Here is a 20931-nt window from a genome sequence, read left to right as displayed (position 1 = left end):
GTTCCTCGTCAGACGGCAGGGACGTGGGCAGGGGGAATCGGCGCGGGCTGCGCCGCGTCGGGAAGCGGATCGCCGAAGGACTCGCAGGCGGCGGCGAGCACGGCGGTGGCCAGGTCGCGTGCTGCCTGGCGGGTGCGCGCACGGATCCGGGCTGGCTGGGCCTGGAGTCCGTGAGTGCGGATGTCCACGTCGTGGGGGAGGTGGACCACGGCGGCGGTGCGGGCGGACAGCATGGTGGCCGCGGCCCGGGCAACGGCGGGCGTCCGTCCGTCCGTACCGGCGGTCAGGACGACGACCGTGCGCTGGAGCGGGAGACCGTCCGCGTGCAGGACCATCACGGCCTGCTGCAAGGCCTGTATCCCGTCGGCCGTGGCCTGGGCGCACAGCACCGGAACGGTGAACGGGAGCTCGCACCAGGCGCGGGTCAGGCTCACGCCGTCATCCGCGCATCGGGCCGCGAGCAGGTCGTGGGCGACCGGATGGGCGGTGTCCGCCACGAGGGCCTGCCAGCCGCCCGCGGCCGCGAGTTGGTACCAGGCGGCCGCCGGCACGGGCAGGGACAGCGGGGCGGCACTCCACTCCCGTCCATCGGTCAGGACCGCCCAGTCGCCCTCGGACGACCGGCGCACTGCTGCTGCGGCGCGGATCCGGGCACGGGTCAGGGGAACGTCGTGCGGGAGGTCGGCCAGGCCACCGGCTTGCAACCCGGCGGTCCAGGCCGGCCACGGGGAGGCAAGGCGGGGAGCAAGGTCGACAACGACCGTGTCGGCTGCCGCCGCGAGTTCACCGGCGAGCAGGTGCGCCACCGTTGACCGGGCGCTGCCGCCCGTCGCGGCCATGACTGGCACGACGAGGCGCGAGGCCGCAGCAAATCCCGGGATCGCCGAATTGCCCTTTTTGCCCACCGAATCCCCCCGTGCACAACAACGAAATCCGTAGCTAATGTGAACTTCAAATGTTCACGCCGCGCATTCGGAATCCGTCGGCACCCTACACCGGCCCCCGAGCGATCCCTGAGGGCCAATCACCAACCCCTCCTGCGAGCAGAGATGGCATAGTGTCACGATCCGCGACGCGAAACCACGGGGAAATGCAACCGGCCACATTGGCCTGAAAAAGTCTTCGTGGGCGCAAATCCGGGGGATGGTCGAGGGGAATTTCGATGGGGGCGAAGAGGTGGCTTGGGCTTGCTGTGGCCGGTGTGGTGGCGACGCCGCTGGCCCTCGGGGTCGGAGTCGTGATGCTTGTCGCCGCGGTGGCGGAGGACGGCGGTAAGGCGCGGGACGTCGGGACGTGGCCGACAGCAGGATCGCTGCGGATCGGAGGGCGTGACGGTGTCCCCGCCCAGTACGCGCCGCTGATCCTGGCCGCGGCCGCCGACTGCAAGGAAGGCCTGCCCCCGGCGATCCTGGCCGCACAGATCTGGGCCGAGTCGAATTTCGACCCCACCGCGATCTCCCGCGACGGCTTGGGCAGGCCGATCGCGTACGGCATCTCGCAGTTCATTCCCGACACCTGGGCCAGCCAGGGAATCGACGGTGACGGCGACGGCGACCGGGACGTGATGGACCCCAAGGACGCGATCCCGAGCCAGGGTCGGATGATGTGCGGCCTGCTGCGGACCGCCAAGAACCATCCCGAGTACAGCGGATCGGCCATCGAGAAGGCCTTGGCCGGCTACAACGCGGGCTGGGGGCGCGTCGAGCAGTTCGGAGGCGTCCCGCCCGTCGGCTTCGCGGAGGGGCAGACCTACAACTACGTGAAAGCGATCCTGGCCCAGTCGGTGAAGTACACCGCGCCGGGCGGCAACGGCGGTCCGGTCGAACTGCCCGCCGGATTCGAGCTCCCTCCGGACACCCCGCCCCAGGTCCGCACCGCCGTGGCCTGGGCCTTGGCCCAGAAGGGCGGCTGGTACCAGCTCGGAGGCGACTGCACCGACGCGCTCGGCTCGAACCCGCGGCACTGGTGCGACTGCTCCTCGCTGATGCAGCAGGCGTACAGGGCCGCGGGCATCACCATCCCCCGGGTGACCTTCGACCAGATCAACCTGCCCATCCAGGTCGGCCTGGACAGCCCGAAGCCCGGCGACTTGGTCTTCAACGCCGGGTCCGACGGCTCGGCCGCCAGCCCCGGGCACGTCGGCATGTACATCGGCGCGGGCCTGCTGATCGAGTCACCGCGCACTGGGGTCCAGACACGGATCGTCCCCTACAGCAGCTGGCGCAACTCCACGAACTACATGACCAGGGCGACAGGAATTCGACGGGTGGTCGCCTGGTGACCGAGACGATCGCAGGAGACGCCGTGCACGAAGACCGAACGCTCTTCCGGCCCTGGGGGCTGGTCGACCCGGCATTCTGGGCAGGGCCGGAGACCGAGGAAGCTCCCACTCCCGCTACAGTCCCCCTCGTCGCAGATACCGCTGCAGAAGCCGTGTGCGCAGAGGTCGCCGAGGAGCTGGCCGCCATCCAGACGGTGGCCGCTGTCGACCTTGCGCGTGCGGGCGCCATTGCCGAGGAGCTCGATGCGAAGACCACGACGGCGCGCGGCGAGCGGCACATCGAGACGGTGCGGGTGAGGGAGGTCCGGGCGTACCTCGTGCTTCTGTCCGGTCACCATGAGGCCGCGGTGGCCTGGTACCTCCACGTCGTCCTCCTGCACGCTGCCCTGCACGGCCCGGACCACGACGAGACCACGCTCGCGGTGCGTCGCGCGTACAGCATGTGGAAGGCACTGCCGCCCTCAAAGGCAGAACCCCTTGCCGACGGGCTGATCGAAACCTTCACGAAAGTGCAGGGAGCCGGCACGGACGCAGTCCGGCGGATCCAGATTCAACTTGCGCAGCGGCACACCTCCAGCGCGCAGCCCGCCCAGGTCGTATCAACCCCTTGAGGTGCCACCGGAAGGACCAAGATCTCCGGCCGCGTGCAATCACCGCAGGCCCCGTCCGGCTTACTCACCTCCCGGGCTCGCGGACGAGACCAGGGCGATGAAGCCGAAGCTGACACCGTCCGACGGTAATCGGCACGACACGATCAGCCGCCCTTCACTACAGTCACATGGGAAAGGATGTGGACATGGCACTGGTCAAAAAGGGATCGCGGCTCATCACCGTGGACGACACCACCTACCGGTGGCGGCTCCGCGGACGGCCGACCTACGACCAAGGCCTGGTCCATTCACCCCTTACCTACGCAGCCGAACATGCCGAGACGCCGGGCACCACACTGGTGATCACCACCAATCAGCCGCACCCGAGCAACTGGTTCGGAACACAAGGCAGCCCGATCCTGCCCGCCCAGGTCGCCGAGAGCATCCGCACCGCTCTCGCCGCCGGCTGGACGCCCGAGAACCCGGGCTCACCGTTCCACCTCGACCAGTCAGCTGGCTTCGTCTCGTCCCACTGACCCACCCGCACTCAAGGACTCACCGACCCAGCCATCGGTGAGTCCTTTGCTTTCTGCTCCCCGCATTCCCCAGTTGGTTCACGGAGTGAACCAACTGGGGCGAAGAGCCGCAGTGAGGAAAATTCGGGCTCTGGCCGGAGTTCCGTGATGGTCACTCTTCAGAACTGACGGGCTCCGTGGGTTGAAGGTAGTTGCAAATCCGTGGCATCCGAGTTGGGATCTTCCAGCCGTACATCAGGGCCAGCGCGATGCATCTCGCGTCGCGTCGGTTGTATCCGGTCGCCTCGCGAATCTCCGCGATTGCTTCTTCCCATCTGCGCTGACCAACGAGGTGACGGGCTCGGCCCTGAGCCGTTCGCGGGACGGGCATCCCAAGGCCGCGGATGATGTCGCGATCCCAGTTCTGCCTGATGGCCCGCCGGATTCGCACCCATGCTGCTACCGACCCTGATGCCGTCTTGAGCGCAGTTCGGCTGGTGATGGTGGCGGAAACGATCATTCCCGCCCCAGCGAGCGCGGGGAGCCACTGAACGAAGTCCATGGCCCGGATCCTGGACCGGGCGCGGTCTGTTCGTACCGGATTTGAGCAGTCCCAGAGCTAGAGGTCAGCGTTCACGGTCGCGGAAGCTGAGCCCTGGGCTCGGTGGGGGCAGGGTGCCGCGGTGAGGGGGAGGGCGCCCGCGTCGCCTGCCCGGGAGGTGTCTGAACCTGGCGCCCCTGCACCGCGGTGGCGCGCTCGTCGGCCTCGCGGGCATGTCGGAGCGGAGCGGCTGCCTGCATCTCCTCGCGCAGGGTGTGCTCCTGCTGCATCGCGACGACGTTCGCACGGTGACGTGCGGCCACCGTCCGCTGGGCTCCGCAACTTTCACGCAGCTGCTGGATGTCCTCGGCGATACGGGTATCGAGGCGGGCGGCCAGGACGGGTACACGCTGCTGCATCGCCTCCAGGACCGTCTCCATCGCCGGAACGTCCCGGGGCGGGATCAGGGCCCCGCCCTGCATGAGCAGGGAGGCGTGCTGGTAGCCGGTGAGGGCCTGCCAGCCCTGGCGCAGGGCATGTGCGGAGGCGCGCGAGGCCCTCTGGGCTTCGTCGACCGCGGCCAGGTACTGCTGCTGGTACTGGGCGGTGAGAGCTGCGGTTTCCTTCCGGCTGGTGCCGGCGAGCCGGAGCGCTATCCGGCCCTTCTGCGCGGACTGCTCGATCCGGTCGAGGACCCGGCGCGTCGACACGGCGTGCCTCTCGGCCGCTACCTGGCGCTCTGCTTCTTCTCGCGCCCTCTGCGTCCAGCCGCCTGCCCGGGAGAGCACGTCGTACGCCTCGGCGGCGAGTGCCCCTCCAGGGGTGACGGGGGCCTCCAGGTGGTGCTGTTGTTCACCGGCCTGGCCCTCGTGCTCGGCGGCCAGGTGCTCGGCGCGCTGCGCGGCCGCGCTCTCCTCCGCAGCCCGGGCGGCCAGGTGCTGTGAGGGCAAGTGCCCGTACGGGCGCTGCTGCCACGGGGTGTAGGCGGATTCTTCCCTGACCACGGTCCGGGAAGGCGGGGATGCCGGTGAGCTCGTCGGTGACCATGGTGTCCTCGGCGTTGGCCTGCAGGATGCGGCCGTACGCGGCGATCGCACGGTCCAGGCGGTCGGCGTCGGTGCGGACCGGCTCGAGGGCGGCCCGGGTGGGGTGGTCCTCCAGTTCGTCGAGCGGCAGGTGGAGGTGGCTCTCCTGCCGGGCCCGGGACATCGCCGGGTAGAGGCTGTGGGAGTCGGCGTGCAGTCCGTAGGCGACGGCGACTTCGGCGGTCAGGCCCTGCGCGGATCCGATCGTCATCGCGTAGGCGTGGGTCAGGCGGCCCTCGGCGATGTCGCGGGCGGACATCCAGGCCTCGCTCATTACGAACCCGCTGGCCAGCCGAGGACGGTGCCACTGGACGAGAACCCCCTGCTTGGCGTCGACGTCTAGTACGACTCCGCGGAACCCGTTGAGGACGTCGACCGCGGACTCGTCGCGCCGACTGCGGTAGTCGTTGCGCCGGATGTGGACCAGGTCCCCGGCCGCGAACTGGATCCGCCCCCCGCCCGCGACCGCGTAGATGTGGCCTGCCTCCAGCTCTCCGGAGGCGACGAGCGCGGCGCGGGCGCCGGCGTTTGAGGGTGGCGACGTCCGCGCGGCGGGCGGCGAGCAGCAGAAGGTCGGAGACCTGTCCGTGGGGGTCACCGGCCCAGCGGGGCCGGGCTTCGTTCCAGACACCGAGCATGGCGGTCAGGGCCTCGGTGGCGGTGTCCTCGGCGTGGACGCGGCCGTGGGCGGCGAAGGCGGCGAGCGCGCTGGCGCGGCCGCCGCTGCGCCAGTCCTGCAAGGCGCCCCGTTCCACGATGTCGCGTTGGCGCCGGTTCTCGGTGAGTTCGAGGCCGTCGACGATGCGGTGGATCCGGGCGAAGCCGCCTCCGATCCCGACCGTGCGCAGCTGGAGCGGGTCGCCGACGGCGACGACCTTGGTGCCGGTCTCGGCGACGGGGGTCCCCCGCCTCCACCCATATACGGGTGCAGGGTCGCGCGGGACAGGATCCGTCGCGAAGAACTTCCGCGAGCCCGTCGCTCTCGGGGCCGATCAGCCGAACCCGGGACCCGGGCACGCGACGTGCGTCACCATGTCGGACATGCCGAACACCGCGTGGACCATCGCCGTCGCCGCCGTCACCGCTGTGGTGGCCGCCACCGCGACCGGCTTGACCGTCACCCCCAGACTGGACGCCCGCAAGAAGCGCATCGGGGATGCCCACGCCGCCCGCGACGCCTTTAACACCCACCTGACCACCGTCCTCATGGCATCCACGAGGCTCCGGAACTTCCCGCTACCCGCAGCCGATGACCCGGCCTGCACACCAGTCGTCAGGGAGCGGCTGGCCGCAGAACGCGAACGCTGGCTGCAGCAGATTGACGAAGCCACCCAGTGGATGAACGACCACGTCGCCACGTTCGCTGGCGGCTGGCCCTCCCGCCACCTCATCGACCTCGCCGTCGCCTACTCCAGCCACGCCCGGATGCTGATCCTGTCCGAGCGCGAGGAGACCACTAAGCTGGACCTGCTGGGCGACCTGACCCTCCCCGTCCAGCGCCAGTTCTTCGGCTTCTGGTGGACCCGGTTACGGCATTTTCACGCCGACCACAGGAAGTTCACCGAAACCGTCGAACGACTGACGGAACAACCGGCCGCCGCGTAGCCACCCCGCTCGGAGGCTCCTCGCGCGAGCCACGTCCGGGACGATTCCAGGGATGAGGGTGAGCCCATTGGAATCTCCATCTCGCTGGGGGCATGTGCGGGAGAATGCGCGCAGTTCTGGGAACTTGGGGGAGCCGGTGGCGCAGCGGGTGATCGCGGGCAGGTATGAGCTGCAGCAGTTGCTGGGGCGGGGCGGGATGGGGGAGGTGTGGGTGGCCCGCGACGGCGTGATGCAGCGTTTGGTGGCGGTCAAATTGCTCCAGGCGCATCTCGGGACGACCGAAGGTGAAGAGCTGTTCTTCCGGGAGGCCCGTACGGCGGGGACGTTAAGTCACCCGGGGATCGTGACCGTCCACGATCTCGGACGGGACCGTGACGGCACGCTCTACCTCGTGATGGAGAACGTTCCCGGGCAGAACCTGGCCGTTGTGCTGGGAAAGGGCCTGCCGCCGGTCGGGGACGTCCTGGCGTGGACCACGCAGGCCGCCGACGCGTTGTACGCGGCGCACACCGTGCGAATCGTGCACCGTGACCTCAAGCCCGCCAACCTCATGCTCACCCCGGCGGGCGGCGTCAAGATCCTAGACTTCGGAATCGCCCGCTACATCTCCACCCGAACCATGGCCAGCCGCGTCATTGGCACGGTCGCCTACATGCCGCCTGAGCGGCTCTTGGGCAAGGTCGGCGACATCCGCGGGGACCTGTATGCGCTGGGCTGCGTGCTGTACGAGCTGCTGACCGGTCGCACCCCGTTTGGTGACCTCGACACCCCAGCCCTCATGTACGCCCATGTAAACACCCCGCCCGCACCACCCTCAAGCCACCGTCCCGGCCTGTCGCCGCATCTCGACGCGCTACTGGTCGAACTCCTTGCCAAGATGCCGGGCGACCGGCCCGCCAGTGCCGCCGATGTCCGTGACCGCCTCCACCACCTGCCCGCGTCTTCGCCTCCCGGACCACCGCCGACCCCGCGCGCAGAGCCGGACTACCGGAATGGCGGCACTGTCACCGGAGGTCTCCGGCCTCCACCGGCTCGGCCCACCATGGCGAAGCCCTCCCATCAGCCCTGGACGCACACCACCATCGGCCCGGTCCGGACGACGCCAGCGGTCGTGGACGGCACGGTCTACATCGGCAGCTACGACAAGAAGGTGTACGCACTGGACGCGGTCACCGGCACCCCCCGCTGGACCCACACCACAAGCAGCGGCTTCTGGGCGCGGCTCGCCGAAAGGGTCGTTTCGTCGCCGGTGGTCGTGGACGGCACGGTCTACATCGGCAGCGGCGACAAGAAGGTGTACGCGCTGGACGCGGCTACCGGCACCCCCCGCTGGACCCACACGGCCGGCGACTGGGTCCTTTCGTCGCCGACGGTCGTGGACGGCACCGTCTACGTCGGCAGCGACGACTGCAGGGTGTACGCGCTGGACGCGGCCACCGGCACCCCCCGTTGGACCCACACGGCCGGCGGCTGGGTCCGTTCGTCGCCGACGGTCGTGGACGGCACCGTCTACGTCGGTAGCAACGACTGCAGGGTGTACGCGCTGGACGCGGCCACCGGCACCCCCCGTTGGACCCACAAGGCCGGCGGCTGGGTCCGTTCGTCGCCGACGGTCGTGGACGGCACCGTCTACGTCGGTAGCAACAACTGCAGGGTGTACGCGCTGGACGCGGCCACCGGCACCCCCCGCTGGACCTACACCACCGGCGGCGGGGTCCTTTCGTCGCCGACGGTCGTGGACGGCACCATCTACGTCGGCAGCTGCGACGGGAAGGTGTATGCGCTCGATGCGGCCACCGGCATCCCCCGCTGGATGCACACCACCGGCAGCGGGGTCTATTCGTCCCCGACGGTCGTGGACGGCACCGTCTACGTCGGTAGCGACGACAAGAAGGTGTACGCGGTCGACGCGGCCACCGGCATCCCCCGCTGGATCCACACCACCGGCGGCGAGGTCCGCTCATCGCCGGTGGTCGTGGACGGCATCGTGTACATCGGCAGCGACGACAGGAAGGTGTACGCGGTCGACGCGGCCACCGGTCGGGCCAGCGCCTCGTGATTGGTAGCGGCTGGCCGCCTGGAGATCCTCTTCGGTGCAGCCCCGCTACAGCACCCCCAACAACGCGTTGTCCTCCCACTGGTCGACGACTTCGAGGTAGCCGGCGAGGACTTTGGAGTGGGGGGCCCAGCCGCCCTGTTTGGCGATGACGATCTGGTCGTGGCCCTTGAGGCGTGAGGATGTGGCGAGACCGCGGCGGGGGCTGTGGCCGGTGAAGCGGATTTCGATTCCGGCGCGTTCGCCGGCGCGGGTGATGACGTCGCCGATGCCCTCGGGGCTGAGACCGCCCTCTTGGACGGTGTGCCGGCGGGAGTGCAGTCGGAGCCACGCCGGGCTGTCGGGGTCGTCCAGTGCGGCCGCGTCCTTCCATGCCTGCCAGGTGCGGACCGGGCAGACGGAGGGGCGGGACCCGTACGGGACCGGGACGATGCGCGGGCGGACCTTGGACACGCGCAGGTCGGCCTGGATGCCGGCGGGGGTCTCGGCGTAGTCGCGGACCCGGTTGAAGGAGAGTTCGTGTTCGCGGCCGGCGACGGCGAAGTGCATGAGGACCAGGGCTCGGTCGCGGATGCCCATGAGGTTGTCGGGGCAGGCGGCGCTGATCCGCGCCAGGTGGTCGACCAGTAGCGGCGGGGCCTGGCCGCGGCCGCGGGTCTCCCCGCTGGCTTCCATTTCCTTGACGAGCTGCTTAAGCCGGTTGCGGGCGAGGCGGGCGATGCCTTCCTCCAGCCGCACGCCGTGCTCGGCGCGGGCGGAGACGACGGTGCCGGACAGGCGCCGGTCGATGGTCGAGGGCGCGGTGCACGTCCCCTTCTTCCAGCCGGGCTGGGTCCAGAGCCACTCCACGAACATGACGAGCGTGCCCGCAGTGACGGCGAGCACCGGTACCTCGGAGGCGGCGCAGAACTTCGTCCAGCTCGCCCAGTCCTGTGCGTAGCCGGATCGGGTCCGCTCCGGCCGACCGTCGGAGACGGTCCGGATGGCCTGGCGGTCGATGTGGTCGAGTACGGCGCGGGTCGCGGTGTCGTACTCCTCCGGCCGGGTCGGCGCCGCCGGGAAGACGACCGATTCAACTGCCTTCTGACTGTCTGCCATGGACCGCCCCGTTCGCCGCATTTGTGAGCTTCCTGTGATCCCGGATATGGGGAGCTTATCCGGGATCAAGGGATCATCGCGAAAGCCTGCGTCAAGGAGGCTTGACGCGATAGCCTCTGGCGCAAGGAACCTTGACGGTTCACCCTTTGCGTCAGGAGATCTTGACATGGGATGGCACTCGGACGACCTGCCGGCCGGACACGAGGGGTACGCGGTGGCCGTGCTCGCCGACGGCACCGAACCGCCCCCGGTCCGTACGCCGCGAACCGGCGCCGACGGACAGGCGTACACCGGCGAGAACTCGTCGTGGTGGCAGTACGACGGACAGGAGGGGCGGCCGCGGGCCTTCGCGGTCAAGGCCGGCTGCGCGTGCGGGTGGCGCAGCGCGGCCATGTTCCCGGTCTTCCTCGAGGACCAGGACAACACCGAGGGCTTCGAGACGGGCGACGGCCCGTTCGCCGAGTGGGAGACCGAACACGTTGGCCAGTTGATCAGCGGGCGGATCCCCGACGACGTCGCCGACACCATCGAGAAGCTGCGCGTCCAGCTGGCGGCGCTGGCCGACGCCCGGCCGCTGGCCGCGGTCGAGGCCGCCGCCCGGGTTGAGAAGCTCGGCACCGCCCGGCTGCAGCAGGCCGTCACCTCCGCCGTCCGCGGGGGAGCGTCCTGGACCGTGATCGGCACCGCCACCGGCACCACCCGGCAAGCCGCACACCAGCGGTTCTCCAAAGTCCCGTTCTGACCCACCGGTCGCGCCCAGGCTCGGGAGGTGCCCCCGCCTACCGGGATGACTGCTTGGCGGCGGTACGGCGAGCGGCCCGCTGCTGCGCCATGGCCTCTCGCTGTGCCGGCTGCACGTAGAGCACGAGGACGGCTTCGTGGATGAGCTCCGCGATGTCTGCGATCTCCTCGGCCGAGTAGGCGAGCGCGTCGTGCGCCGAGTCGTTCCCCACGAACCGCGCCTCGTGGAAGGCATTCACGATGTCCTGAGGGACACCCATCCCGGACAGAGCCAAGATCTTCTGAGCAAGGTTGCTGCCCGCGGCTCCCTTCTCCTTCACGATCTGCTCGACCGTCGCCCGGTAGCCGATCCCGGCCAACCGGTACGCCCCGGCGGCCTCGGCGAGAGCCGCCTCGGCGAACACCTCCCGGACGATGGACGGCGCTTCCGGAGCAAGTTCTCGCGGTGTCCGCGGCGGCCACACCTGGTCCATGGTGATCGTTTTGTACGTGTAGGTGGAGCCGCCTCCCCCGCTGGGCAGCGTACTGACGGCAGCGTGGCGGACGAACACGCTGTCGTGCTTGCACCAGTTGCAGAGCAACGTCAGCATGAGGCGGCTCGTTTTCTGGTCCCCGTCAGCCTTACCGGCGCTTCCACACGCATGTGGTAGGTGACGGTCAGGGTCGTCAGCCGGATGCAGCTGGGGCACTTCCCCGCGACGGTCTGACGGATAGGGTCGTAGCCGTCCAGGTTCTTGAATTCGTGCGTCATCTGCGGAAGGTAGCCCACGGCTCCGACGAAGGAGCGGGGGTTTTCCCCGCTCGGCGCCGCGCGCGGGGCGGGAGGCTGAACGCTGGCGGACCCCGGCCAGTTGCTGACCCCGCAGAGTTGTCCGGTGGCGCGACGGCCAGGGCGAGCGCGGTGGTCACCATGGCCTTCGAGCGCGTCCGGCACTCCTCGCGACCTCCGCCGTACGCGGCGGCGCTAGCTGGACCGGGCTCGGGACCGCCACCGACGCCACCCGCGGCAAGCCGCACATCAGCAGTTCTCCAAAGTCCCGTTCAGACCTACTTCGTGGTCCGTTCAGATCCTCGCCCTCCCAGTCGGCACCCCGCCGAAGGCCAGAACGGAGGAGAGCCGCACCACCCTGACCCATGGCACCCGACGCCCCTTCCCCACTCGGAGTTGCTATGTTTCGCAAGTTGATCACTGTGGAAACAATTGGGGGGAATTTAAATGAAACGCCCGATTTCGGCAGCGATAGGGCTGATGCTGGCTCTGGTCGCTCTGTCCTCGCCGCCGGCTTCAGCGGCAGACCGGGCACCGGGCTCTACGGTCTGGGCGCGAAGCAATATTGAGACGCCGTTGGTAGCGGTTGGCTCCCAGTATCGCGCGTTGCCGCCTCGGTCAAGTCTCGTCCCCTCGTCGGAAAAGCCCATTAAGCCGACTCTCATGGACCCAAAAGAGAGGGAGCGAGCTCTGCTCGAGAGCGGTTCAAGTTACAAATCGAGCATTACCGATGGAAATCAGGTATCGCTCGTTAAATCTGACGGGACTATCGACTTTGCGGCATGCAACGCTAATACCGAGGGGCATCACCCCAAGGGAGACGTGGTAAATCGCTTCAATTTCTGCCGATGGGGCTACAACACGGCCACGAAGCTCGATGGGCAAGGGCGGGTAGAAGGGCAGGTTCGCTTCCGAGAGACGGAAGTTGGTCTGTCCGTGGGTGACGCCCGCTTGGGTCGAATTCATGTCAAGGTAACCGAAGTCGTTGCCAGTGGAATATTTGGCGTTGGGTCGGGCGCCAACATGACGATGAGTGTGAGTAGTGATCCAGGTCGCGGTTGCGGAGCAACTTTCGGTTCCTCAACTTCATACAAGGAGCCCGTGGCCACCTGGAACGATACGTATGTCTACTACGAGGCGGAAAGCCCCGAGAGCTGGGGAGATCAGAGTCGCATAGACAAAAAGGCTTCGTGTGAGGTCCGCAGCTCATACAAGGTGGATGCCACTAAGGGGGCTACGGACTACAGCAACAGTGTGCCCATTGAAATGCGTTTCGATTCAGCCGCCTACCTTGCGCCGTACGGCACCAAGGGGGCCATCTTCAGCTGGGTCACCCCCAATCTCACGTATGACTACAACAATAAAGAGCTCAGCCGAGTGGCTGAGCATGTGTATTACGCTCTAGAGAATCCTGATGGCACAGAACCCTGGATCAGCACCCCCAAGAAGATACCGGGGGAAATTTGGAGCAATACGGTACTTCATCGGAATTATCCAGCGTTCAATGCGCAATCTGACCAAATTCAGAAGAATAACAGGGCTGCGAAAGATGCGGCATGTGCCAGTATCCCTAAAGTTGACGCCACCCACGAATGTGATGAATTTCCTTTCGCTTCCACGAAGGAGGGTGCTGGTTTGGGGGATCGGAATTTCTCGGTCCGGTATGTCCCACAGTCGCATAATTCGAAGGCTGGCGGCGCGCTGGGTAAGTGGTACGGGCAAGATCGCATTCTCGATGGTGACGCATTCCAGGTGCTAATCGAAACAGGCGGCAAGTTGGGAATTGGTAGCGCCATTGCTCAGCATGCGCTGCCAGCGAAGATGGCTATGGATGTGCAGAATTTCCGCTCGGGTGCGGCAGTTCAGCTCTGGAGCCACTGGGGCGGGGCGAATCAGGATTTCTACGTTAACGATGATAGCGAATTGCGTGTGTTCGGCAACTGCGTTGACGCCGGTAGCGGTGCGAGTGGAACTCCTTTGACCGCGAAGACGTGCACCGGCGGCCCTAGTCAAAAGTGGGGACGGCATCCCACGATCGTGGGATCCATTGTTCACATTCCAAGCGGATTGTGCATGGATGTGACAGCCTGGGGTACAGCGAATGGAACGCCTGTCATGCTCTACTCATGCACGGGTAATCCGAATCAGAAGTGGGCGTCGCCCTGAAATTGAGAGAGCCTTGGCAGTTTACGTCTGATGGCTCCGAGCGAAGCGCACCCAGAGCTGTGAACTCGCGTTCTGGCTAGTCCGAAGGGTGTATTCGTCTGCCTTGCGGCTGTCGTCCGATAGTAATAGACGGCAGCCGCCTCAGGACTCCATGAGAGCAACTTCGGAGCAGAACTGGATTACGTATTCTTCAGGTTCTGTCATAGAGCGTGTGGAATCCTGCAGTTCTCTAGCCCCTGCATGGCTGCGCCAAATGTGCAACCTGTACTCACTGTTGGGCTCGAGCTCAAATGGCAAGATCGGCCCATCGATATTGAATACACATGCCCTGCCGCTGCTGCTTCGGTAAGCCCACTCGCCAAGAAATTCGAAGTCGGATTCATTCAGGTGGCTCGGTCGGTGACGAACCTCGATGGTGACTTGCGCATCATGGGTTCCCGAGCGGCTCACGACTCGGAGCATGCTCAGCCCTACACGGACTGGCTCTTCGCGGTCCATCGGAAGATCGACCCAGTAGGGGCGATCCGCCTCGCCCGGATAACGGTTCTCGTCCACTCCGAAGATGGACCGCTCAATCGCTACCGTCGCCGACCTATGGAACACCACGTCGTTTGCCATGCAGGAATCGTAGCCCTCATAACCCCCGTGTAGGCAGGGCATAGAGGCCGAGCACACCGCCCCCACTTCGTCGCCGGGTGGGAGCCGGACCTGCCGCGCCCGGCACGCACCCCGGACCGGATCGTGCTCGCCGACCTGGCACTGCTCCCGGACGCTCCCATCGAGGCGCACTGCGCGGCGTGTTGAGCGATGCTGAAGATGAGCATGAAGGCGACGTGCTGATTGTCGAGGGACGGCGCCCCTGAACCATGATCGTATGCCCGGACGGGACCGTAGTCGACGTCGCCGAGCACCCCGCCGCCTAGTGGGCAGGTACGGGGCCTCCTGCACGACCTACGGCCGGGGGCGGCCCCCGATTCTCGCCGCAGGCCCGGTCGACGCCCGGTCAGCAGGTCGGTCGGGACGTGGGCACGGGGCAGGTTTCGGGCTGGATCCTGGATTTGTGTGGGTGTCACCCTCTGCTCCCGCACGATCGTCCGGTGGGCGGAGTCGTCGAGCGCGGCACGAGGAACGGACGTTCCCGCCCTCCGGGCAGCTTCCAGAAGGCTGCTCGCAGCCCCCTGCTCCGCCGGCCGGCTCCGGCCCGCGCGGCCGCGGAGCAACCACCGGCGTGAGCCTCTGCCCGTTTCCTGACTGGGCCTGCTCACGGGCAGCGGGAATCCTCGCCCCGGCGGAGGCGGCGGACGGTTTGGACTCGGCGGGTGAGCCAGGTCGTGCCCACGATGACGAGGCCGGCGGTGAGGCTGCCGAGGAACTCCGGCAGCGCTGCCCAGGCCAGTGCGGATGCGGTGCTCACGCGGCATGCACCAAGGTCGCCCACCGCTGCTGGTGCTGCAGGCCGAGCCGCCGGAGCTTGCGCATCACGCGCTCACCGGCCTGAGCGGGCAACCCTGCGGCGGCTGCAGCCTCCGCCCACGATCCGCCCCCGAGCGCGAAGGCGCGGGCTACATGCTGCTCGTCCTTTCGGAGTCGGCCGAATACGGCGCAGGCGTCATGGCGGTCCGGATACCAGGCCAGCGCCTCGTCGTCGATCCGGTACGAACCACCGACCAGCTCGTGGAGTGTCTCCCCGGACTGGAATCGGTAGTCCAGCATCCACACCCGACCAGGGCCGGCCTTGCGCTGCCCCAATGGCATCAGCTGCCGGTGCACCGTGCGCGCTTCCTGGCGCAGATGGTGCAACGTGTCGTCACTATCCGGCGGCTGTGTGTCGAGGACACTGGTCCAGTTCCCGAGCAGGGCGGTTGATACAGCCTCCAGCCACTGCCAGTCGGCCCGGCCGATGCCCAGGTACCTACTTGAGAAGGCCGCTACCGTCGGCCTCCAGTCCATGTCGTCAACGGACTCCAGGATGGCCCTGCGGGCTTGGAGGGCTGCGGCCACCGCCTCCCGAGCCTCTGCTCGCGCTTCCGGGGCATTCGCGAAGCGGCTCCGGAGTCCAAAAACCAGCAGTGTGTCCGCGACCACTTGGATGTAGAAGCTGGACGTCCGGGACACCGGACGCGCAATGAGGTCGGCCAGCGCACGCCCCGCACCGTCGATGCCAGACAGTTCGGCGATGGGGCTGGCCACCGTGGTGAGCCACGAACGCCCCGTCGGGCACGTGTGCAGTTGGACGATGAGGGAAATCCCGAGCGCCGGCGATGTGGTGGTCTTCCCGTGGCGCCGAACCGGTGAGGACCCCGTGCCAAGTACCAGGAACGAACGATCCACGTCGATGTACGCCCCGGCGGTCTTCGGGAACAGTCGGGTCCCCAGGAACGAGACCGCAGAGGGCAGTGCGGTTGCGTCCCTGTCTTTGGCCGGCATGTAGCTCACAGTCACTCCTCGGGTTCGCTTCTTGAGCCTTCACTCCTCGGGCTCGGCGCGGTGGCGATCTGTCAAAGAATCTTGGAACAGGTCCTGTGGCCTCCATCACGTCGGATAAGCTCCCCTTATCCGACGCGACAAACCGGGACACGACAGCGGGTCGTGACGGGGCGTCGGCAAGGGAGGGGAAACGCCCGTGGAGCACCCGCACCCTGCGAAGGGGCCCCGATGACCGACCGGCACCTGAAGGCCGTGGACGACCTGCTCGCCCCGGCCGCCGTCCTGGAGTTCTCCGACGACCTGCGCATCCCGGACATCGAACCCCTGCAGAGCTTCCTGGGGGCCCGCCTCGGCGAACTCGCGGCCCAGGAGCAGGACGCCGACGCCCGGTGGGCCGCCCAGCGGCTGGCCGAACTCACCGACGCCGCCTGCCGCGACCTCGAGGACGAGCTCGTCATCTGGCAGGAGGTGCTCACCGAGGGACGCGCCGGGCAGCCCGGCCCGGTGCAGACCCTGCGCCAGGGCCTCGGCTTCCGGTGGAACCGGCTCATCGACACCGCATCGCGCTTCGCCTCCCACCCCGACTACCGGCCGCGCTGGCACCGCCTGCGCTACCTGTGCGTGGAGCACGCCGAGTTCGTGGAGCAGGCCGACCAGGGCATGCAGCGCGGCAGCCTGGACGGGGACCGGTCCCACCCGTGACCCTGGCCTCCGAGACCGCCCGGGAGGCCGCCGTCGAGGCGGCAGACCCGGCGGCCGCCGAGCGGATCCGGCTCGTCGAGCGCTGGGCCGAGCGCCACGGCATCGACGCCGCCCACCGCCTGGCCGCCGCCGAGGACCTCGCCGACGCGATCGCCGTGGCGATCGTCCCGGACAACACCGTCGACACCTACAAGAAGTCGTGGCGGGTCTGGACCCGGTTCTGCGCCGCCGCCGGCCTTCCCGACCGGGAGGGCTCCCGCGGCGCCCTGGTCGCCTTCGTGGCCTGGATGCTGCGCGAGGGCCAGCAGAACGGGAGGGGCTACGCACCGAGCTCCGCCGACACCCACCTCGCCGCCGCCGTCATCGGCCTGCGCGAGCGGGGCGTCGCCGTCAGCGGCGACGACCAGGCCGCGGCCCGCAAGGCCCTGGCCGGCCTGGAGGTCAAGCTGCTGCAGGCCGGGGAGCGGCGCGGCCGCGGCCAAGCGGTCGGCGCCGACGTCGAGGGGCTGTATGCCATCGCCCGCTCCTGCCCCGACACCCTCGCCGGGGACCGGGACAAGGCCCTCGTCCTCACCGGCTTCCACTACGCCTCGCGCTCCCAGGACCCCGCCGGCCTCCAGAAGGGCGACGTCACCCTGCACCCGCGCGGCCTGGTCGTCGCCGTCCTCACCGGCAAGACGAAGCACTCCGTCCGCAACGCCAAGATCGGCTACGCCCAGGACCCGGAGATCTGCCCGGTCCGCGCCTACGCCACCTACCGCGAGCGGCTCGTCGCCGAACACGGACCACGCTGGGCAGACCCCTCCACCCCGGCCTTCGTCGGCATCGACCGCCACGGCCACATCACCGGCGGCCTGGTCCCCGACTCGGTCACCCGCGCCGTCAAGCGCATCTCCGCCCGCGCCGGCGTGCCGATCTCCTGGACCGGCCACTCCCTGCGCATCGGCCTCGCCTCCACCGGCCGCAAGAAGGGCAAGGACGGCATCGCCATTGCCGACCAAGGGGGCTGGGCCCGCCACTCCCGCTCCCTGCTCGGATACATGCAGCGCGAAGACGGCTGGGACGACAACGCCTCCGTCGGCCTTACCTGACCGAGGCGGCCGCGCAACCGCAGACCGGCCGGGGTGCCTGACTTGCAGGAAGGTCTTCGGGCGAAGGCAGTGATCAGTCCTGGACAACCTCATGCGTCGGGGCCCGAGGAGTCGTCGATGTTTCGGTCAGCGCTCTGGTAAATGCGCTGGACCTTGCGCCAGGCGGTGTGGATTTCTGCCCTCGCCCTCGTGGCGGGGCACTACCGCACAGCTCCCTGACTGTCCCAATAGGTCAGGGAACGGCGGGTGGTGAGGGTGCTGGGGTGGTCGGGGCCCAGGACGCGGGTGCGGTCGGTGATGAGGTCGCTGAGGAGGTCGCGGGCTGTTTGCGGGTCGCCTGCCTTGCCGGTCATGCGGGCGTGTACGTGGCGGGTGGTGAGGGTGCTGGGGTGGTCGGGGCCCAGGACGCGGGTGCGGTCGGTGATGAGGTCGGCGAGGAGGTCGCGGGCTGTTTGCGGCTCGCCTCCCTCGCCCGTCCAGTGGGCGTGGTTGTGGCGGGCGGTGAGGGTGTGCGGATCGTTGAGGCCCAGGGCGTGGGTCGATGCTGTGACGAGGTCGGCGAGGAGGTCGCGGGCTGTTTGCGGGTCGCCTGTCTTGCCGGTCATGCGGGCTTGTTCGTGGCGGGTGGTGAGGGTGCTGGGGTGGTCGGGGCCCAGGACGCGGGTGCGGTCGGTGACGACGTCGGCGAAGAGGTCGCGAGCTGTTTGCGGGTCGCCTGCCTCACCTGTCCAGAGCGCGTGCACGTGGCGGGTGGAGAGGGTGTCGGGGTGGTCGGGGCCCAGGACGCGGGTGCGGTCGGTGACGACGTCGGCGAAGAGGTCGCGAGCTGTTTGCGGGTCGCCTCCCTCGCCCGTCCAGTAGGCGTGCTCGCGGCGGGCGGTGAGGGTGCGCGGATGGTTGAGGCCCAGGGCGTGGGTCGATGCTGTGACGAGGTCGGCGAAGAGGTCGCGGGCTGTTTGCGGGTCGCCAGTCAAGCCGGTCATGCGAGCCTGTTCGTGGCGGGTGGTGAGGGTGTCGGGGTGGTCGGGGCCCAGGACGTGGGTCGATGCTGTGACGAGGTCGGCGAAGAGGTCGCGGGCTGTTTGCGGGTCGCCAGTCAAGCCGGTCATGCGAGCCTGTTCGTGGCGGGTGGTGAGGGTGTCGGGGTGGTCGGGGCCCAGGACGCGGGTGCGGTCGGTGACGACGTCGGCGAAGAGGTCGCGGGCTGTTTGCGGGTCGCCTGCCTCGCCCGTCCAGTAGGCGTGCTCGCGGCGGGTGGTGAGGGTGTGCGGATGGTTGAGGCCCAGGGCGTGGGTCGATGCTGTGACGAGGTCGGCGAAGAGGTCGCGGGCTGTTTGCGGGTCGCCAGTCAAGCCGGTCATGCGGGCTTGCTCGTGGCGGGCGCTGAGGGTGTCGGGGTGGTTGAGGCCCCGGACGCGGGTCGATGCTGTGACGAGGTCGGCGAAGAGGTCGCGGGCTGTTTGCGGGTCGCCTGTCTTGCCTGTCCAGTGGGCGTGGTTGTGGCGGGTGGTGAGGGTGTCGGGGTGGTCGGGGCCCAGGACGCGGGTGCGGTCGGTGACGACGTCGCTGAAGAGGTCGCGGGCTGTTTGCGGGTCGCCTGTCTTGCCTGTCCAGTGGGCGTGGTTGTGGCGGGCGCTGAGGGTGTCGGGGTGGTCAGGGCCCAGACCGGCGGCCGAGGGCGTCACGATGTCGGCGAAGGGGGCACGGGTCTCGCGCTGGTCTCCGGCCACGCCGAGCTTGGAGGGATGGTGTTGGAAGTCGGTTGGGAAGGCGGGGTTGTTTGGGCCGTTCGGGCTGGTCACAGGGTTGTTCGGAACAGCATCGGGGTTGTCGGCAAGTTCGGTGGTGATCCGGTCGACGGTGTCGCTGTCGCTGTCATTCACGGCTTCGGCCCTGGCCAAAGCGGCTTCGATGTCGTCGCCCTCAGGGTCATCTCCGGCCGCAGCCCCCTCCGCCGGCACATGCATGGGGTCGGGCAGTTGCGCGGTGTCGGGGCGGAGCCGGTCGAGTTCACCGGTCAGGTGGTCGATCTTCTCCTGGAGCCGTGCAGCAAGCTCCTCGGCTTCACGCTGCTTCTCGCGGGCGCGGGCAAGCTCGCTCTCGGCGCGGTCCTGCTGTCCCAGCGCCCGGGTGAGCTTGCGTTCGGCGGCCTCGGACCCCTTGCCGAGGCGGTCCCGATCAGCGGTGAGATGAGTGACGCGCTCCTGGAGCTTGCCCACCATCCCGTACAGCACCCACACCAGCTTCTCGGAGTTCGCGGCCGCCTGCCGCAGCTCGTTGTGCTGCTCCAACGCGCGCGTCAGATGCGCGTAGGTCTCCAGATGCTGGGCCTGGACCGCAGCGACATCGACCACAGCTCCCAGCACGGGACTGGCCTGCGCCCCGCCGGCCGGGCGGCGGGGCGGATGCAGCGCGGCTTCCAGCAGCCGCAGTGCCTCACCCGTGTGCTTCTCTCGTAACGAAGGCGGGGCTGTCGCTGCGACGAGGGCAGTGACGAAGCGCTGGGTGGGGATCTTCCCGCCGAGATAGGTGCTGATCACCGAGGAGGCATTCTGCACCGCGGGGGCGAGGTCGTTGAGGGTCTTGCCGGACTCGTCCACCCGGGCTCGCAGGAACTCGGCGAGCCGGCGCACCTCCGGGGCGGTGGTCGTAGGCAGATCACGCCACTTACGTCCCGGCTTCCCTGCCACCCGCACCCCTTGAGCTGATCCCTCGGTCCTCATGTTCGGCCCGTTCGGGACAACGGCCATCCTGTCCGGAATCTACCTGCGATGTTCGGTCCGCGGGGTCCGTACAACCCAACTCACCTCCATGGTCTGGCCCGTGCCGCACCACCGCGGACCTGATTCCCAAGGGGGACACACACCCATGGACTTCCTCTCCACCGCCGCCGACATCCTCACCGTCCTCTCCTCGGCCCTGAGCATCGGCCTGGAGATCCACCGTGCCCGCAATGTCGCCCGCACCGACGACGGCAAGGAGGAGAAGACGGACTGACCGGGACGGGAGGTGGCGCCGGTCGGCGCACCGGCCCCGAGACAGGAACGTCGTATGGGGGCGAACCGGTACCACCGGTTCGCCCCCACACCGGTGCGTCGGCGAGGATCAGCGCAATGGCCTGCCCGGTGTGCGGCCTCGGCCGCGCCGCGTCGGTGCGGGCCTCGTCGTCGCTCGGGCGACTTCGGGGAAGACCATTGCTGCGTGCAGCGCCGAGACAGCGAGGCTCCGTACCGGGCAGGTACGGGGCCTCGTGCACGACCGAAG

General features: G+C 68.4%; 19 protein-coding genes and 1 pseudogene. 10 read left to right on the top strand and 10 right to left on the bottom strand.

The annotated features are described in order from the left end of the window. Positions 1-8 precede the first annotated feature (8 nt). Complete coding sequence (locus B6R96_RS36360) at positions 9-839, bottom strand: hypothetical protein (RefSeq protein ID WP_237291734.1); 831 nt, start codon at positions 837-839, stop codon at positions 9-11. Positions 840-1192: 353 nt separating this feature from the next. Here B6R96_RS36360 and B6R96_RS36355 point away from each other — a divergent pair, with 353 nt between their 5' ends. From B6R96_RS36355 to B6R96_RS36345, 3 genes are all read left to right on the top strand, one after another. Beyond that, positions 1193-2281, top strand: coding sequence for a bifunctional lytic transglycosylase/C40 family peptidase (locus tag B6R96_RS36355; protein WP_237291733.1), 1089 nt, complete (start codon positions 1193-1195; stop codon positions 2279-2281). Further along, entirely contained in the window at positions 2278-2892 is a 615-nt protein-coding gene (locus tag B6R96_RS36350) for a hypothetical protein (RefSeq protein ID WP_081525487.1), read from the top strand. The genes B6R96_RS36355 and B6R96_RS36350 overlap by 4 nt, the downstream gene beginning before the upstream one ends. A gap of 185 nt (positions 2893-3077) precedes the next feature. Then, complete coding sequence (locus tag B6R96_RS36345; protein WP_081525486.1) at positions 3078-3407, top strand: hypothetical protein; 330 nt, start codon at positions 3078-3080, stop codon at positions 3405-3407. Between the two features lie 612 nt (positions 3408-4019). Here B6R96_RS36345 and B6R96_RS37825 read toward each other — a convergent pair. The 3 genes and pseudogenes from B6R96_RS37825 to B6R96_RS39085 form a co-directional block, all read right to left on the bottom strand. Continuing rightward, positions 4020-4877: a hypothetical protein gene (locus B6R96_RS37825; RefSeq protein ID WP_203351770.1), complete on the bottom strand. Its 858-nt coding sequence runs from the start codon at positions 4875-4877 to the stop codon at positions 4020-4022. Then, positions 4780-5610, bottom strand: coding sequence for a hypothetical protein (locus B6R96_RS36340; RefSeq protein WP_203351769.1), 831 nt, complete (start codon positions 5608-5610; stop codon positions 4780-4782). The genes B6R96_RS37825 and B6R96_RS36340 overlap by 98 nt, the downstream gene beginning before the upstream one ends. Before the next feature lie 124 nt (positions 5611-5734). Continuing rightward, positions 5735-5860, bottom strand: a pseudogene (locus B6R96_RS39085) (hypothetical protein); the annotation flags it as partial. 193 nt (positions 5861-6053) lie between these two features. Between B6R96_RS39085 and B6R96_RS36335 the strand changes: the two are divergent. Next, complete coding sequence (locus B6R96_RS36335) at positions 6054-6617, top strand: hypothetical protein (protein WP_081525518.1); 564 nt, start codon at positions 6054-6056, stop codon at positions 6615-6617. Positions 6618-6753: 136 nt separating this feature from the next. Beyond that, entirely contained in the window at positions 6754-8676 is a 1923-nt protein-coding gene (locus tag B6R96_RS36330; protein ID WP_237291732.1) for an outer membrane protein assembly factor BamB family protein, read from the top strand. A gap of 45 nt (positions 8677-8721) precedes the next feature. Here B6R96_RS36330 and B6R96_RS36325 read toward each other — a convergent pair whose 3' ends face one another. After that, positions 8722-9771, bottom strand: coding sequence for an integrase (locus tag B6R96_RS36325; protein ID WP_107475784.1), 1050 nt, complete (start codon positions 9769-9771; stop codon positions 8722-8724). Between the two features lie 166 nt (positions 9772-9937). Here B6R96_RS36325 and B6R96_RS36320 point away from each other — a divergent pair, with 166 nt between their 5' ends. After that, positions 9938-10513, top strand: coding sequence for a hypothetical protein (locus B6R96_RS36320; protein ID WP_081525483.1), 576 nt, complete (start codon positions 9938-9940; stop codon positions 10511-10513). Between the two features lie 37 nt (positions 10514-10550). Here the strand turns inward: B6R96_RS36320 and B6R96_RS36315 are convergent, their stop codons facing one another. Further along, positions 10551-11102, bottom strand: a complete 552-nt coding sequence (locus tag B6R96_RS36315; RefSeq protein ID WP_081525482.1) for a DUF4145 domain-containing protein — start codon at positions 11100-11102, stop codon at positions 10551-10553. Between the two features lie 842 nt (positions 11103-11944). Between B6R96_RS36315 and B6R96_RS36310 the strand changes: the two genes are divergently transcribed. Further along, on the top strand, positions 11945-13447 hold the full coding sequence (locus B6R96_RS36310; RefSeq protein WP_159396465.1) for a ricin-type beta-trefoil lectin domain protein: 1503 nt from the start codon (positions 11945-11947) through the stop codon (positions 13445-13447). Positions 13448-13588: 141 nt separating this feature from the next. On the opposite strand, the gene B6R96_RS37530 is transcribed toward B6R96_RS36310, so the two are convergent. The 3 genes from B6R96_RS37530 to B6R96_RS36305 form a co-directional block, all read right to left on the bottom strand. Next, on the bottom strand, positions 13589-14065 hold the full coding sequence (locus B6R96_RS37530) for a hypothetical protein (RefSeq protein WP_159396464.1): 477 nt from the start codon (positions 14063-14065) through the stop codon (positions 13589-13591). Positions 14066-14708: 643 nt separating this feature from the next. After that, the gene (locus B6R96_RS37525) at positions 14709-14861 is read right to left on the bottom strand and encodes a hypothetical protein (protein WP_159396463.1); all 153 of its coding nucleotides are present in this window, start codon (positions 14859-14861) and stop codon (positions 14709-14711) included. After that, a complete protein-coding gene (locus B6R96_RS36305) occupies positions 14858-15883 on the bottom strand; it encodes a hypothetical protein (RefSeq protein WP_081525480.1) in 1026 nt (341 codons plus the stop codon). Before B6R96_RS36305 ends, B6R96_RS37525 begins: the two co-directional genes overlap by 4 nt. 219 nt (positions 15884-16102) lie before the next feature. On the opposite strand from B6R96_RS36305, the gene B6R96_RS36300 reads away from it, so the two are divergent. Continuing rightward, complete coding sequence (locus tag B6R96_RS36300) at positions 16103-16576, top strand: hypothetical protein (protein WP_081525479.1); 474 nt, start codon at positions 16103-16105, stop codon at positions 16574-16576. Further along, complete coding sequence (locus B6R96_RS36295; RefSeq protein WP_237291731.1) at positions 16573-17667, top strand: integrase; 1095 nt, start codon at positions 16573-16575, stop codon at positions 17665-17667. Before B6R96_RS36300 ends, B6R96_RS36295 begins: the two co-directional genes overlap by 4 nt. 200 nt (positions 17668-17867) lie before the next feature. Here B6R96_RS36295 and B6R96_RS38685 read toward each other — a convergent pair whose 3' ends face one another. Beyond that, on the bottom strand, positions 17868-20357 hold the full coding sequence (locus B6R96_RS38685; RefSeq protein ID WP_159396462.1) for a tetratricopeptide repeat protein: 2490 nt from the start codon (positions 20355-20357) through the stop codon (positions 17868-17870). A 178-nt stretch (positions 20358-20535) separates the two neighbouring features. On the opposite strand from B6R96_RS38685, the gene B6R96_RS38605 reads away from it, so the two are divergent. After that, entirely contained in the window at positions 20536-20664 is a 129-nt protein-coding gene (locus B6R96_RS38605) for a hypothetical protein (RefSeq protein WP_257789528.1), read from the top strand. Positions 20665-20931: the final 267 nt, after the last annotated feature.

The sequence above is a fragment of the Streptomyces sp. Sge12 genome, assembly GCF_002080455.1.
GTDB lineage: Bacteria > Actinomycetota > Actinomycetes > Streptomycetales > Streptomycetaceae > Streptomyces.
Note: the sequence above shows the minus strand (reverse complement) of the source record. Positions and strands in the feature narration are given on the sequence as shown.